At 68.7% G+C, this 13,680-nt stretch carries 16 protein-coding genes; 9 read left to right on the forward strand and 7 right to left on the reverse strand.

The window, feature by feature from the left end; all coding sequences use genetic code 11:
• Positions 1 to 22 precede the first annotated feature (22 nt).
• Together BM162_RS02895 and bchF are read right to left on the reverse strand one after the other, a co-directional pair.
• Positions 23 to 1,297 carry a ferredoxin:protochlorophyllide reductase (ATP-dependent) subunit N gene (locus tag BM162_RS02895; RefSeq protein ID WP_093417400.1) on the reverse strand — a complete coding sequence of 425 codons (1,275 nt, stop codon included), beginning with the start codon at positions 1,295 to 1,297 and terminating at the stop codon, positions 23 to 25.
• Positions 1,298 to 1,302: 5 nt separating this feature from the next.
• Complete coding sequence (gene bchF / locus BM162_RS02900) at positions 1,303 to 1,791, reverse strand: 2-vinyl bacteriochlorophyllide hydratase (RefSeq protein WP_093417403.1); 489 nt, start codon at positions 1,789 to 1,791, stop codon at positions 1,303 to 1,305.
• Between the two features lie 292 nt (positions 1,792 to 2,083).
• On the opposite strand from bchF, the gene BM162_RS02905 reads away from it, so the two are divergent.
• From BM162_RS02905 to BM162_RS02945, 9 genes are all read left to right on the forward strand, one after another.
• Positions 2,084 to 2,866: a cobalamin B12-binding domain-containing protein gene (locus BM162_RS02905; protein ID WP_177215025.1), complete on the forward strand. Its 783-nt coding sequence runs from the start codon at positions 2,084 to 2,086 to the stop codon at positions 2,864 to 2,866.
• A 38-nt stretch (positions 2,867 to 2,904) separates the two neighbouring features.
• A complete protein-coding gene (gene ppsR / locus BM162_RS02910) occupies positions 2,905 to 4,317 on the forward strand; it encodes a transcriptional regulator PpsR (RefSeq protein WP_093417408.1) in 1,413 nt (470 codons plus the stop codon).
• 62 nt (positions 4,318 to 4,379) lie between these two features.
• The gene (gene cls / locus BM162_RS02915) at positions 4,380 to 5,765 is read left to right on the forward strand and encodes a cardiolipin synthase (RefSeq protein WP_093417411.1); all 1,386 of its coding nucleotides are present in this window, start codon (positions 4,380 to 4,382) and stop codon (positions 5,763 to 5,765) included.
• Between the two features lies 1 nt (position 5,766).
• A complete protein-coding gene (locus BM162_RS02920; protein WP_093417413.1) occupies positions 5,767 to 6,489 on the forward strand; it encodes an endonuclease/exonuclease/phosphatase family protein in 723 nt (240 codons plus the stop codon).
• Positions 6,490 to 6,545: 56 nt separating this feature from the next.
• Complete coding sequence (chlG, locus tag BM162_RS02925) at positions 6,546 to 7,451, forward strand: chlorophyll synthase ChlG (RefSeq protein WP_093417415.1); 906 nt, start codon at positions 6,546 to 6,548, stop codon at positions 7,449 to 7,451.
• Positions 7,448 to 8,728 carry a BCD family MFS transporter gene (locus BM162_RS02930; protein ID WP_093417417.1) on the forward strand — a complete coding sequence of 427 codons (1,281 nt, stop codon included), beginning with the start codon at positions 7,448 to 7,450 and terminating at the stop codon, positions 8,726 to 8,728. The genes chlG and BM162_RS02930 overlap by 4 nt, the downstream gene beginning before the upstream one ends.
• 2 nt (positions 8,729 to 8,730) lie before the next feature.
• Positions 8,731 to 9,909: a geranylgeranyl diphosphate reductase gene (locus tag BM162_RS02935; protein WP_093417419.1), complete on the forward strand. Its 1,179-nt coding sequence runs from the start codon at positions 8,731 to 8,733 to the stop codon at positions 9,907 to 9,909.
• Positions 9,906 to 10,436: an isopentenyl-diphosphate Delta-isomerase gene (gene idi, locus BM162_RS02940; RefSeq protein ID WP_093417422.1), complete on the forward strand. Its 531-nt coding sequence runs from the start codon at positions 9,906 to 9,908 to the stop codon at positions 10,434 to 10,436. The genes BM162_RS02935 and idi overlap by 4 nt, the downstream gene beginning before the upstream one ends.
• Before the next feature lie 122 nt (positions 10,437 to 10,558).
• The gene (locus BM162_RS02945) at positions 10,559 to 11,128 is read left to right on the forward strand and encodes a L,D-transpeptidase (protein WP_093417424.1); all 570 of its coding nucleotides are present in this window, start codon (positions 10,559 to 10,561) and stop codon (positions 11,126 to 11,128) included.
• A gap of 14 nt (positions 11,129 to 11,142) precedes the next feature.
• Here BM162_RS02945 and pufX read toward each other — a convergent pair whose 3' ends face one another.
• The 5 genes from pufX to pufB form a co-directional block, all read right to left on the reverse strand.
• Positions 11,143 to 11,388 (reverse strand): RC-LH1 core complex protein PufX, encoded by a 246-nt coding sequence (gene pufX, locus BM162_RS02950; RefSeq protein WP_093417427.1) that lies wholly within the window; start codon positions 11,386 to 11,388, stop codon positions 11,143 to 11,145.
• Positions 11,372 to 12,313 (reverse strand): photosynthetic reaction center subunit M, encoded by a 942-nt coding sequence (gene pufM / locus BM162_RS02955; RefSeq protein ID WP_093417429.1) that lies wholly within the window; start codon positions 12,311 to 12,313, stop codon positions 11,372 to 11,374. The genes pufX and pufM overlap by 17 nt, the downstream gene beginning before the upstream one ends.
• Before the next feature lie 13 nt (positions 12,314 to 12,326).
• Positions 12,327 to 13,157, reverse strand: coding sequence for a photosynthetic reaction center subunit L (gene pufL / locus BM162_RS02960; protein ID WP_093417431.1), 831 nt, complete (start codon positions 13,155 to 13,157; stop codon positions 12,327 to 12,329).
• 97 nt (positions 13,158 to 13,254) lie between these two features.
• Positions 13,255 to 13,437 (reverse strand): light-harvesting antenna LH1, alpha subunit, encoded by a 183-nt coding sequence (pufA, locus tag BM162_RS02965; protein ID WP_093417432.1) that lies wholly within the window; start codon positions 13,435 to 13,437, stop codon positions 13,255 to 13,257.
• A 16-nt stretch (positions 13,438 to 13,453) separates the two neighbouring features.
• Positions 13,454 to 13,603 carry a light-harvesting antenna LH1, beta subunit gene (gene pufB / locus BM162_RS02970; RefSeq protein ID WP_093417434.1) on the reverse strand — a complete coding sequence of 50 codons (150 nt, stop codon included), beginning with the start codon at positions 13,601 to 13,603 and terminating at the stop codon, positions 13,454 to 13,456.
• Positions 13,604 to 13,680: the final 77 nt, after the last annotated feature.

The raw sequence follows: 13,680 nt of genomic DNA on the forward strand, positions 1-13,680 counted from the left end.
TCAGGACCGAAGATGTGGCGGGTCATTCTGCGGCCTCCAGCTTCAGAAGGTCCCGGCGGCGCAGGGGCCGGGCGAAGAGCTGGGCGAGGTCGCCGACCTGTTCGTAGAGGTGGACCGGCGTGAAGACGAGCTCGATAGCCCATTTCGTCGCCAGCCCCTCGGCCTCGAGCGGGTTGGCGAGGCCGAGGCCGCAGACCGTGAGGTCCGGGCGTGCGGCGCGCAGGCGGTCGAGCTGGCGGTCGACGTCCTGCCCCTCGGACAGGTTCGGGCCCGGTGCGATCAGGTCGAGGTCGGGGCCCATCAGCGCCTTGTGCAGGTAAGGAGTGCCGATCTCGATCGCCTCCATTCCGCATTCGCGGGTCAGGAAGCGGGCCAGCGGGATCTCGAGCTGGCTGTCGGGGAAGAAGAAGACCGACCGGCCGGCGAGCGTTTCGGCCGCGGCGGCCACGGCGCGCCGGGCCCGAGCGCGTGGGGCGGCGGTGACCTGTTCGAACCGGCCGGCCGGCACGTCGAACTCGCGGGCCAGCGCGGCCAGCCACTCGGTCGTTCCCTCCTCTCCGAACGGGAAGGGGGCCGGGATGTGGCGTGCGCCGCGGCGTTCGAGCGCGGCGTGGGTGTCGCCCAGGAAGGGCTGGGTGAGCGCGAAGACCGTGTCCGGGCCCACCAAAGGCATGTCTTCGGCGCGGCGGGCGGGCAGGCAGCGGACGGGGCCGATGCCAAGGTCGGACAGCAGGCGCAGCGCCTGGTCCTCGACCACGTCCGGAAGCGCGCCGACGAGAAGCAGTTCACGCGCCGACTTCTCGGGCAACTGCGGCACCATCGCGGCGAGGCAGGCATCCTCGCCCTGGGTGAAGGTCGTCTCGATCCCGGAGCCCGAGTAGTTGAGCACGCGCACGTGCGGGGCGTGGCGGGCCGAGAGCCGCTGTGCCGCCTTGGCGAGGTCGAGCTTGATGACCTCGGACGGGCACGAACCGACGAGGAAAAGCTGGCGGATGTCCGGGCGGCGGGCGAGCAGGCGCGCGACCTCGCGGTCGAGTTCCTCCTGCGCGTCGGCGAGCCCGGCGAGGTCCTGCTCTTCCAGGATCGCGGTGCCGAAGCGCGGCTCGGCGAAGATCATCACGCCGGCGGCGGATTGCAGAAGGTGCGCGCAGGTGCGCGAGCCGACGACGAGGAAGAAGGCGTCCTGCATCTTGCGATGCAGCCAGACGATGCCGGTCAGCCCGCAGAACACCTCGTGCTGGCCGCGCTCCTTCAGGACCGGGGCGCTGCGGCAGCCCGTGGCCGGCGGAGGGGGCATGTGGGTCACGCCGGCACCCCGGTGTCCAGCCGGGCGCGGCGCAGTTTCCACAGGAACTGACCTGCATTGAGGAGGTATGCCGCATAAGCCAGCAGCGCGAGCGCCATCAGCCCGGCGGGCGTCAGAGCATCCGCGAACAGTGCCCAGACATAGGCGGTGTGCAGCGCGATGACGCCGAAGCTGACGACGTCTTCCCAGAAGAAGGCCGGGGCAAGCAGGTAGCGCCCGAAGACCGCCTTTTCCCAGATCGCGCCGGTTACCATGATCCCGTAGAGTACTCCGGTCTTGATCAGGATCGACCAGGTCGCGGCAGCGTAGCCTTCGCCGGTGGCGAGGTAGCGAAGCACGAGGACGAGCGAGACGGCGAAGACCGCGAACTGGAGCGGCGCGAGCACCCCCTGCACCAGCGTCCAGACGGTGGCGTCGCGGCGGCGGCGCTGCTCGGGCGTGTAGAGCGGCGGGACCGGACCGGGAACTGTCGGACGATGGCGCACTTCACGGACCTTTCCGGTGGGCGTTGCGACAGGGGAAGGTTAGCTTCGGGATTCGGGATGTGTCAATCCAGGATTACACACCGTGTCAGGTAAAACCGCCGGAGAGCCTGCGCCGGTACTGGCATTTTGCGCCGATACAGGCGAAATCACCCGCAGCGGCAAGTCGTTGGAACGGGGCCTGTGTGTCAGGTGTCAATTTTCTTTGACAACACCAATGCGGCCGGCCGACACTTGTTGGGTCAGGCCGGCGCACCGGCGCCCGCCCAGCTCTCGCCAGCGCAAAGGGGGACGGATGTCGTACGCAGCAGAAAGCCAGATCCCCGAGGCTCCGAACCGACCGGTCCAGTCTTTAGCCTCGCGGGCGCTTTCGGTGCTCGCCGGCCGCCGCGCGTGTACCGTAGCGCCGCTGGTGCATCTTCTCGACATGCTCGAGGCCGGGGCGCTGAGCCGCGAACCGGGCGCGCCGGGCCGGGCCCTGGACCGACTGCGCCGGGCGCACGTGCCGCTTCAGGACGTGGCCGAACGCTACGTGCCCGAGGTCGCCCGCCGCATGGGCGCGAAGTGGTGCGACGACCGGATGAGCTTTGCCGAGGTGTCAATCGGCGCGGCCCGGCTGCAATCGCTCCTGCGCGATATCGACCGCACCCTGACCGAAACCGAGGGACACCGCGACCGCCCGGTGGCCGGCGTGCTGGTGGTTGCCGACGCGCATCACACGCTGGGTGCGATGGTGCTGACCGGGCAGCTTCGGCGGCGGGGCGTGTCGGTGCGGCTGTCGCTCGGCCAGGCCCCGGCCGAGGTTGCGGCGCTGGCGCGGACGATTCGCTTCGACGCGGTCATGGTGTCGGCCAGCCACACCGAAAGTCTTGTTTTCCTCAACGACATGATAGACAAGATCCGCAAGGCGATGCCGTCCCCGGTTCCCGTGGTCGTGGGCGGCTGCGCCGTGAGCGATAGCAGTGGTGCGAAAACGACGACCGGTGCAGATCACATTTGCAACGACCCTGACCAGGCGCTCAGGCTCTGCGGCTTGACGGGTCCGACAACGGATCTGTCCTCCGCCGAAAGGCATTAGACGATGAACATACGGCCGATCCCGGGCAGCGAGACATCGTGACGTCGCGAGGCACCAAATACTGGTCCAGCGGGTCCATCCCGCTGATCGCGCCCGAGCTTCTGGGCGACATCATCTCGGCCACGGCGGACGTGGCTGTCGTGATATCGGACATGGGGCGCGTGCTGTCGGTGCTTGTGAACCCGGGCCACGCCGCTTACGGCCGGCTCGACCACTGGGAAGGCCGCGACATTCGCGAGTTCCTGACCATCGAGAGCGTCGCCAAGCTCGACGCGCAGCTAGCCAAGTACAACAACGGCGAAGGTGCGGTACGGCCGGTCGAACTCAACCACACCGACGGCATGGCGTGGGAGTTCCCCGTCCGCTACTCGTTCCATGCCATCGGCCCGGACGGGGCGCTTCTGATGCTGGGCCGCGACCTGCAGCCCATCGCCGAGATGCAGCAACAGCTCGTCAAGGCGCAGATGGCGCTCGAGCGGGATTACGAGGCCCAGCGCGACTACGACACGCGGCTGCGCGTCCTGCTCGAGACGACGGACGAGGCGGTGATCTTCGTGTCGGCCGAAAGCGGCCGCATCCTCGACCTCAACCGCCCCGCGGCCAAGATGCTGGGCGGCGACGTGACCGAGCTGAGCGGCGCCCCCTTCGCGCAGGAGTTCGAGGGGCGTCGACGCGGCGAATTCCTGGAAAGCCTGGCCGCCGCCGCGGCCTCTGATGCGCACACCACCGTGTCCCTCACGGCGCGGCGGTCGGAGCGGAAGCTGTCGATGGAGGCGCGGGTGTTCCGCGCAGCGGGCGAGCGTATGCTGCTGTGCCGGGTGGAGGCATCGGACGGCCAGCAAGACGTGCCGGACGTGCTGGGCGCCAACCTTGCCGCGCTGTTCAGCAAGGGCGCGGACGGGATCGTGTTCACCGACCGCGCGGGCATGATCCTCAGCGCGAACGACTCGTTCCTGGCCCTCGCCGACGTGGCGCAGGCCGCCGGTGCGCGGGGCCGGTCGCTGGCGGATTTCCTGTCGCGCGGGTCTGTCGACCTCAAGGTGCTGATCGACAACGCCGCCCGCGCCGGGCACATGCGGCTCTATTCCACGAAGCTCGTGACCGAGTACGGCAGCCAGATCGCGGTCGAGCTGTCCGCGACGTACCTCAACGACCGCAGCGCGCCCGCCGTGGCCTTCGTCGTGCGCGATGCCAGCCGCGTCGATGCCGTGCGCCAGCCGGGCGTGCCGCTCAGCGACGACGGCATGCGCTCGATGATGGAGCTTGTCGGCTCTGCCACGCTGAAGGACATCGTCTCGGAAACCACCGACGTGATCGAGAAGATGTGCATCGAAACGGCGGTCGAGCTGACGCGCAACAATCGCGTCGCGGCGGCCGAGATGCTGGGACTCAGCCGCCAGAGCCTCTATGTAAAGCTTCGCAAGTACGGTCTGCTCAACAAGGGCGACTGAGACCGGATCGCGCGCACCGCCCCCGCGGCAAGCGCGCGACGCGGGGTAGGAGCGGCTGACGCATGTGGATGTTCTCGGTTCCGCTGGTTGCGGCGCTAACGCTGCTGGCGGTTGCGTACACGGCGTTTCGCGCATCGCAGACGGCGCGCACGCCGCAGGGCGCGGTCGGCTGGGTGGTCTTCCTTGTCGCGCTTCCCTTCGTCGCCGTCCCGGCTTATTACGTCTTCGGCTACGCCCGCATCAGCCGCTTCCGCGACCGATGGAAGGTTGTGCGCGTCTCGCCCGAGACCTGGAGCCGACCGCAGGGCCTTCCAAAGTCGTCCGCTGCGTCCGAGCGGCTCGCCCCCTTCACCGCCATCGGCGGCGGCCCCGTCGTCGCTGGATGCGGCCGGACCGTCCTGCGCGATTCGGAAGAAACCTACGACCCGATCTTCGATGCCATCGCCGAAGCGCGGCACTACGTCCTTGTCCAGTTCTACATCATCCGCGACGACGAGACGGGACGCCGGCTGCATGCGGCGCTGTGCGACGCGGTGGCGCGCGGGGTGCGGGTGCACCTGCTCTACGATCCGCTGGGCTGTCTCCTCCTGACCCGCCGCTACCGCCGGACGCTGGCCGAGGCCGGGGTCCAGATGTACCCGACGCGCGGCCCCTCGCGCCTGCTGGGCCGGTTCGCGCTGAACTACCGCAATCACCGGAAATGCGTCGTGGTCGATGGGCGCACCGGCTTCACCGGCGGGCTGAACGTCGCCAACGAGTACGCGGGCGCCTGGCGCGACACACACATTCGCCTCACCGGTCCGGTCGTGTCGCAGCTTCAGGCGATATTCGCCGACGACTGGGCCATGCAGGCGCACGAACAGCTCGACGGCCTGCTGTGGGACACCGACCACGATTCCCAGGGCACCCACGCCCTGATGATCGGCAGCGGTCCCATCGACGGGCACGAGATCGGCACGCTCTATTTCACCGCGCTGTGCCAGGTGGCGCGGCGCAGGCTGTGGCTGACAACACCCTATTTCGTCCCCACCGCCGACCTTCTGTCGGCGCTCAAGCTCGCCGCGCTGCGCGGAGTCGAGATCCGCATTCTGGTCCCCCACGTCTATGACAAGCTGACGCCGTGGATCGCCGCCTTCGCCTATTTCGACGAGGTGCGCGACGCAGGCGTGCAGATCCTGCGCTACACGCCCTGCTTCATGCACCAGAAGGTCGCACTGGTGGACGACGACATCGTGTCGATCGGGACCCTCAACATGGACATCCGGTCGTGCATACTGAACTTCGAGGAAACCGCCGTGTTCTATGGTGAGGACCAGGCGCGCGAGGTCGAAGAGATGCTGAGGCAGGACATGGAACACGCCTACGTCATGACGAACCGGCTGGACGAGCAGCCGCTGTGGCTGCGGGTCGCCGCGCCGGTGTTCAAGCTTCTGGCGCCGTTGCTCTGACATGCGCCCGCCCCCGAAGCCCGAAGGCCACCTGAGGCTCGCCAGCTACAACATCCGCAAGGCCGTGGGCCTTGACTGGCGGCGCGATCCCGGGCGCATCCTCCGCGTGATCTCGGACCTCGACGCCGACATCGTGGTGCTGCAAGAGGTCGACAAGCGGCTGGGCGATCGCCCCACCGTACTGTCTCCCGCCCATGTCGAGCACGAAACCGGCTTCTGCGCCGCGCCGGTGTCGATCAATGACGTCAGCCTGGGCTGGCACGGCAACGCCATCCTCGTGCGCAAGGGCATCGACATTCTGGATACCGAGCGGATCTTCCTGACAGGGATCGAGCCGCGCGGCGCCGTCACCGCGACCGTCGCCGCCGCGTTGGGCGAGATCACCGTCGTCGGCGTGCACCTGGGCCTGCGCCGCCGCTGCCGGCTGGGCCAGTTGCGCGCGATCCGGGCGCATCTGGGCGACGACCGGCACACCGGCACCGTCATCGCGGGCGACTTCAACGAGTGGTCCGCCGCCGGCATGGGCCTGCGCCCGCTCGAGGGCCGGTTCGAGATCATGCGCCCGGGCCGCAGCTTCCACGCCGCCGCGCCGGTGGCGGCGCTCGACTGCATCGCGCTCGGCGGGGAGCTGACGGCGACGGACTCGGGCGTAGTGCAGACGCCGCTGACCCGCAAGGCGTCTGACCACCTGCCGATCTGGGTCGACATCCGCCGCGCGGCGTAAGGCCGGCCTGACATTCGGCGCTTGCCCGACTCGTATATGTATAGTGTAGTTGACACATGACTGTGTCAGAGACTGTACATCCACGTCCCCTGCCCGCCCCGGCCGCCACGCTGGAGCTAATCAAGCCGATCACGTGGTTTCCCCCGATGTGGGCCTATTTCTGCGGCGTCGTCTCCTCCGGCGTCGCGCCGCTGAACGGTTGGCCGCTGGTCATTCTCGGCCTCGTCCTCGCCGGTCCGATTGTCTGCGGGATGAGCCAAGCGGCCAACGACTGGTGCGACCGGCACGTGGACGCGATCAACGAACCCGACCGCCCGATTCCCTCGGGCCGGATGCCGGCGCGCTGGGGTCTCGGCATCGCGCTCGCAATGTCTGCGCTGGCCCTCGTGCTGGGCTGGCAGCTTGGCCCCTGGGGTTTCGGCGCGACTATCGCGGCGGTGCTCGCCGCCTGGGCCTATTCCGCGCCGCCGCTACGGCTCAAGCGTTCCGGCCTCTGGGGTCCCGGCCTCGTCGGCCTGTGTTACGAGGGGCTGCCGTGGTTCACCGGCGCGGCCGTTCTGTCCGCCGGCGCCCCGTCGTTCTTCGTCGGCACGGTCGCGTTGCTGTACGCGCTCGGCGCGCACGGGATCATGACGCTCAACGACTTCAAGGCCGTCGCGGGCGACCGCGCCACCGGCATCCGCTCGCTTCCGGCGGTGAAGGGCCCCGAGGTCGCGGCACGCATCGCCTGCATCACCATGGCCGTGCCGCAACTGGTCGTCGTGTGCCTTCTGCTCGTCTGGGCCCGCCCGGCGCACGCCACCGTCGTGGCGTGTGCGCTGGCGGCGCAGATCGTCTGCATGCGCGTCCTGCTCCGCGACCCCGAGGAGAAAGCGCCCTGGTACAACGCGACCGGCGTGACGCTTTACGTCCTCGGCATGATGGCGACCGCGCTCGCCGTCCGCACGCTGGAGCTTCCGTGACCCTCTCCTGGCTCTCCATCGTCCGCCTCGGGCTCGTGCAGATGTGCCTGGGCGCGATCGTCGTGCTGACCACTTCGACCCTGAACCGGCTGATGGTGGTGGAGTTGGCCCTTCCGGCCGTCCTGCCCGGGCTGCTGGTGGCGCTGCATTACGGCATCCAGATCACGCGCCCGAACTGGGGCTTCCTGTCCGACACCGGCGGCCGGCGCACCCGCTTCATCGTCGGCGGCATGACGGTGCTGGCGCTCGGCGGCCTCGGCGCGGCGGCGGGCGTGGTGCTGCTGGAGACTGCCTTCGCCGCCGGACTGGCCCTGTCGGTCGTGGCCTACGCGCTGATCGGCCTCGGCGTCGGCGCGTCCGGGACCTCTCTGCTCGCCCTCCTCGCCACGGCGACCGTGCCGCACCGGCGCGCCGCCGCGGCGACGATCACCTGGCTGATGATGATCCTCGGCATCGCGCTCACGGCGGGGCTGGTCGGGGCCATCCTCGACCCCTACTCCCCGGCCCTCCTGATCAAGATCGTTGCCGTCGTCACCGGCGCGGCTGTCCTCCTCACAGCAGTCTCCGTCGCAGGCATCGAGCGTCGTGTACGGGCCGAACGCCGGCCCGACCCGATGCCGTTCCGCGCGGGCCTGGCCGAGGTCTGGGCCGAACGCCGCGCGCGCAACTTCACGCTCTTCGTGTTCCTGTCGATGACCGCCTATTTCATGCAGGAGCTCATCCTCGAACCGTATGCCGGGCTTGTCTTCGCCTTTACCCCAGGCCAGTCCACGTCGCTCTCGGGTGCGCAGAACGGCGGGGTGTTCGTCGGGATGTTGACCGTCGGCATCGCCGCCACCGGCCTGCGGATCGGCGCACTGCGCCACTGGGTCGCGGCGGGATGCCTCGGCTCCGCCGCCGCGCTGACGACCATCGCGGCGCTCGGCCAGTCGGGCCTGCCGTTCCTGGTGCCCGCGACCGTCGCGCTCGGCGTCTTCAACGGCGTGTTCGCCGTCGCCGCCATCGGCTCGATGATGGCGCTCGCCGGTCAGGGGCGCGAAACGCGCGAGGGCACGCGGATGGGCCTCTGGGGCGCGGCGCAGGCCATCGCCGCAGGCTTCGGCGGTCTTCTGGGCGCGGCCACCGTGGACGTGCTGCGCCTGCTCACCGACACCGCCACCGCCTTCGGCCTCGTCTTCAGTCTGGAAGCCGGGCTGTTCCTCGCCGCCGCCCTGATGGCGGCGCGCATCATCGACCGCCGGCCGGTGCTCCCGGCGCAGGTCGTGCCGGGAGAGTGACCATGTTCGATGTCGTCGTCGTGGGCGGGGGGCCGTCCGGCGCCACCGCCGCCGAGGATCTGGCCCGGGCCGGGCGCTCGGTCGCCCTTCTCGACAGGGCTGGCCGGATCAAGCCCTGCGGCGGCGCGATCCCCCCGCGCCTGATCGCCGACTTCGCGATCCCCGACAGCCAGATCGTCGCGCGCATCAGCACCGCACGCATGGTCTCGCCCACCGGCCGCGCTGTGGACATCCCGATCGAGAACGGCTTCGTCGGTATGGTGGACCGCGAACATTTCGACACGTTCCTGCGCGACCGCGCCGGGCAGGCGGGGGCGGAACGACACACCGGCACCTTCCTTCGCATGGAGCGGAGCGAAGCCGGCCCCGCCGTCGTCTACCGCGACAAGGTCAGCGGAGAGGAGCGCCGCCTGCCCACCCGCCTTGTCATCGGGGCGGACGGCGCGCGCAGCCAGGTGGCGAAGCAAGAGGTGCCGGGCGGCGACCGCATCCCCTATGTCATCGCGTATCACGAGATCGTCGCCGCCCCGCCGAATACCGCCGCCTACGACCCCGTGCGCTGCGACGTCGTCTATGACGGCCGCATCAGTCCCGATTTCTACGGCTGGGTGTTCCCGCACGGCACACAGTGCAGCGTCGGGATGGGCAGCGGCGTGCAGGGCATCGACCTGAAGGCCGCCACCGCGGCGTTGCGCGCCGCCGCGGGCCTGTCCGAGTGCGAGACGATCCGGAAGGAAGGCGCGCCCATCCCGCTGAAGCCCCTCGACCGCTGGGACAACGGAGGCGACGTGGTGCTTGCGGGCGACGCCGCCGGGGTGGTCGCGCCAAGTTCGGGGGAAGGCATCTACTATGCGATGGTCGGCGGCCGCGTCGCCGCCACCGCCGTGCAGGCGGCGCTGACCACGGGGCGCGCCCGCGACTTGCGCCTCGCCCGCAGGCTTTTCATGAAGGAACACAAGTCCGTCTTCCGCGTCCTGCGCTCGATGCAGGACGCCTATTACCGCTCGGACGAGCGGCGGGAACGCTTCGTGTCGCTGTGCCACGACATCGACGTGCAGCGCCTGACGTTCGAGGCGTACATGAACAAAAAGTTGGTCAGGGCCCGGCCGATGGCCCATATCAGGATCGGGCTGAAGAACGCGGCCCACCTGTTGCGGCTGGTACCGGAGACCTACGCTTGACCGACACAATCCCCGCCTGGGTGGACGGCACGCTCACCCCGGTCGAGAAACTGGAAGTCCACGAACGCGGCCTGAGGCACAAGGCGATTTCCGTTTTCGTGCTGCGCGGCGACGCCGTCCTGATCCAGCGCCGCGCGCTCGGCAAGTATCACACGCCGGGCCTGTGGGCGAACACCTGCTGCACGCACCCGCACTGGGACGAACCGCCTGCCGACTGCGCCGCGCGGCGCCTGCGCGAAGAGCTGGGGATAAGCGGCCTGACGCTCGAACACCGCGACCGGGTCGAGTACCGCGCCGACGTGGGCGGCGGCCTGACCGAACACGAGGTCGTCGATATCTACACGGCGCAGGCCCCGGCGGCCCTGCCGCTGCGCCCCGACCCCGACGAGGTGATGGAGACGCGCTGGATCGACATGCACACGCTGACCGACGAGGTCGCGCGCCACCCCGACCGGTTCACGCCCTGGTTGCGCATCTACCTCGACCGGCACCGCGACGTCATCTTCGGCGCACCGGCCGAGGGGTGAAACCTGCACGATCATGAATAGTTGAGCACCCGCGCGGCACCAAACCGCCCGTTACGCGTTTACAGCGAGCGATGGGCAGGGGCATCCTGCCCCAGGGGAAGCCGCCAAGGAAGGGGTCGAACATGTTCTCACGTCGCCACGTACTTCTGTCAGCCGCAGCAGGTGCGCTCGCCGCGCCCTCACTGGCCCGCGCGAACGTGGCGAAACCCCACTCCTCGCTCGAAGAAATGCGCCCCCGCTACGTCCGCGTGCGCCGCGACGCGCAGGTCGGCAGCATTCACGTCTTTCCGAACCTCTTCCATCTCTACCTGATCACCGCCCCCGGTGAGGCGATCGAGTACCACGTCGCCGTGGGTGAAGAGGGCCGGAACTTCACCGGCCGCGCCACCATCGAGCGGAAGGAAGAATGGCCCAGCTGGACGCCGACGCAGAACATGATCCGGCGCGAACCCGAGGTCTATGCCCGCTACGCCGACGGCGTGCCGGGCGGCCCCGACAACCCGCTTGGTGCGCGGGCGCTCTATCTCTATCGCAACGGGCGCGACACGTATTACCGCATCCACGGCACGCCGCAGCCATGGACCATCGGACGCGCCGTATCCTCGGGCTGCGTGCGGCTGACCAACCAGGACATCATCGACCTGTACGAGCGCGTCCCGCTCGGCGCGCCGGTCCGCGTCTACCCGGCCTGAGCCGGGCGGACGCCTCAGGCCGACAGCACCGCCCGGCCCGCGTCCAGAACGGCGTACGGGTCCTCGGGCAGAAGTCCGGACAGCGCCACCAGGATCAGGATGAACGCGATCACGCCGAAGGCCACCACCGCCGCGTAGGCCGCGCCGATGGTCATCTGCGTGAACGCCCACATCCGCAGGCTCGGCTTTTGATCCTCGAGGTACCAGTACTTGCCGCTCATCTCGCGGCCGCGGTCTGCGGGGTCATTGGACGGGGGCATAGGTGAACTCCGGTGCATAGCCATGATCCTGGGCCCAGACGTACCAGTTGTCGACGACGGTGCCGGTCAGCAGGATGCCGATCCCGCCCGTCAGCGTGGTGAGGACGGCGAACCACCAGGCCCAGCGGTGGATGCCCTCGAACGTGGCGTTGAAGCCCATGGTCCAGCGCCAGAACAACGCCCCCCGCTCGGCCGCCGTGCCGCGGTCGGCGATCTGCTCGAGTTCGCGGTCGCCACCGAAGCGGCTGACGGCCAGGATCGTCGCGCCGTGCATCGCGAACAACAGCGCCGAGCCGTAGAGGAAGACGATCGAAAGGGCGTGGAACGGATTGTAGAACAGGTTGCCGTAGGTCAGCGAGAACAGGTTGGTCCAGTCGAGGTGCGGGAAGATGCCGTAGGGCACCGCCTCGGACCAGGCGCCCATCAGGATGGGCCGGATCAGGCCCAGCACCAGAAACAGCCAGATCGCGCTGGCGAAGGCCCAGCACACGTGTTTGCCCATGCCCAGCTGCTGCGCCAGCACATAGGACCGAATCCACCACGCCAGGACCGAGATCAGCAGGAAGAACGATGCGATCAGCCACAGGCCGCCTTCCCAGATCGGGGCGAAGCCCAGCCCGTATTCCGGCCCCGGCGGCTCGAGCGCGAGGTAGTTGAAGTCGCGCAGGAACAGCGCCGGGCTGAATTCCACCTGCACCCAGAACGAGATCCCGACAAGGAAGAACCAGACAAACCCGGTGGCCAGCGACACCACACCGTAGGGACCAAGGTAGATCGGCCCCAGTTGCGCGTTGCCCAGCCAGCCCAGGAGTTGCGAGGAGCCGGTGTTCACCGAGCGGTCGCGCAGGTCGGCGTCCTCGACCATTCCCATCTCGGGGCGGCCCTGCACCTGCACCTGCGTGAAGATGTTGCGATAGGTCGTCATGTCGCCGCCTCCCTCAGAGGTCCGCCCACCAGGGCAACAGAAGATACCAGTCCCACCAGACGATCCACTGGTCGAACCAGACGGTGCCCGAGATGACGATGCACACCGCGCTCCAGAACCCGGCGTTCAGCGCCAGAAGCAGGCCCAGCCGGTGGATACCCAGCGGCCCGATGGAATAGCCGATGTAGTCGCGGAAGAACGTGTCCTCGTGGTCGGGCGTGCGCATCTCCTTCCCCTTCTCGGGGTTGGCCGCCGACAGGACGAGCGCGCCGTGTAGCGCAAGCGCCAGGCACGTGGTGAAGAAGAACGTCACCGCGATCATGTGCGCCGGGTTGTAGTGGAAGTTGCCGTACAGGTACCCGGTGTAGCTGACCCAGTCGACGTGGCTCCAGATCCCGTACGGGAAGGCGTGGCCCCACGCGCCCATCAGCACCGGCCGGATCACCACCAGCGTGGTATAGGCCAGGATGGCGAAGCCGAACGCCACCGGCACGTGGTAACCCATCCCCAGCTTTCGGCTGATCTCGACCTGCCGCAGCGCCCACGAGATGAAGGCGCCATGCGCGCAGATGGTGACGATCTGCCAAAGCCCCCCCTCCTCGATCGGGGCGGGGCTCAGGCCATAGGAAATGGGGGGCGGGTTGATCGAGATGAGCCAGGGGTTCCACACCCCCTGCAACGCCGCGCCATAGAAGATCAGGATCGCCCCGAGCACGGCGAAGAAAATCGTCGTGACGCCGAAGAAGCCGACATAGAAGGGCCCGACCCAGAAGTCGAACAGGCTGCCTCCGACAAGCGTGCCGCCCGGCACGCGGTACTTGCGTTCGAAACTGAGTAGCGCCATCGCGTCGCCCTCCGCTGCGTCGCCCGCGCGTCCCCGCGGACCGGCGTTCAGGAAATGAAGTGCTCCGGGCGGCGCGCGGCCGCCCGGAACGGGCAGCTCACTCGTCCAGTATCGCCAGTTCGCGGTCGTACTTGGCCGCGGCGATGGTGAACCAGTTGTAGCTGGGGTTGCTGAGCAGGACGAGATGGATCATCACCGCCAGCAGGAACAGGAAAACGCCCTGCGCCACGAAAACGCGGCGCGGGTCGAAGACCAGCCAGATCTTGTAGAACTTGCTCATGTCTTCCGCCCCCTGTTCAGAACCACGGGCGCCAGATGAACACCGCCAGATGAGCCAGAAGCGCCACGGCCACGAATAGCCACAGCCCGCTCATGTAGACGGAGTGCAATTCCTGCGCCTGCTCGTCCGTGAGACCTGTGAACGACAGGTCGGTTCGATCAGCCATGTACTCTCCTCCGGATCGTCATGCTGACGCCGCGGACCCCCCGCGGCCGGGTTCCGGCGGTTTGGACCCGCCGGTAC

The organism is Tranquillimonas alkanivorans, from assembly GCF_900115595.1.
Classification (GTDB): Bacteria; Pseudomonadota; Alphaproteobacteria; order Rhodobacterales; family Rhodobacteraceae; genus Tranquillimonas; species Tranquillimonas alkanivorans.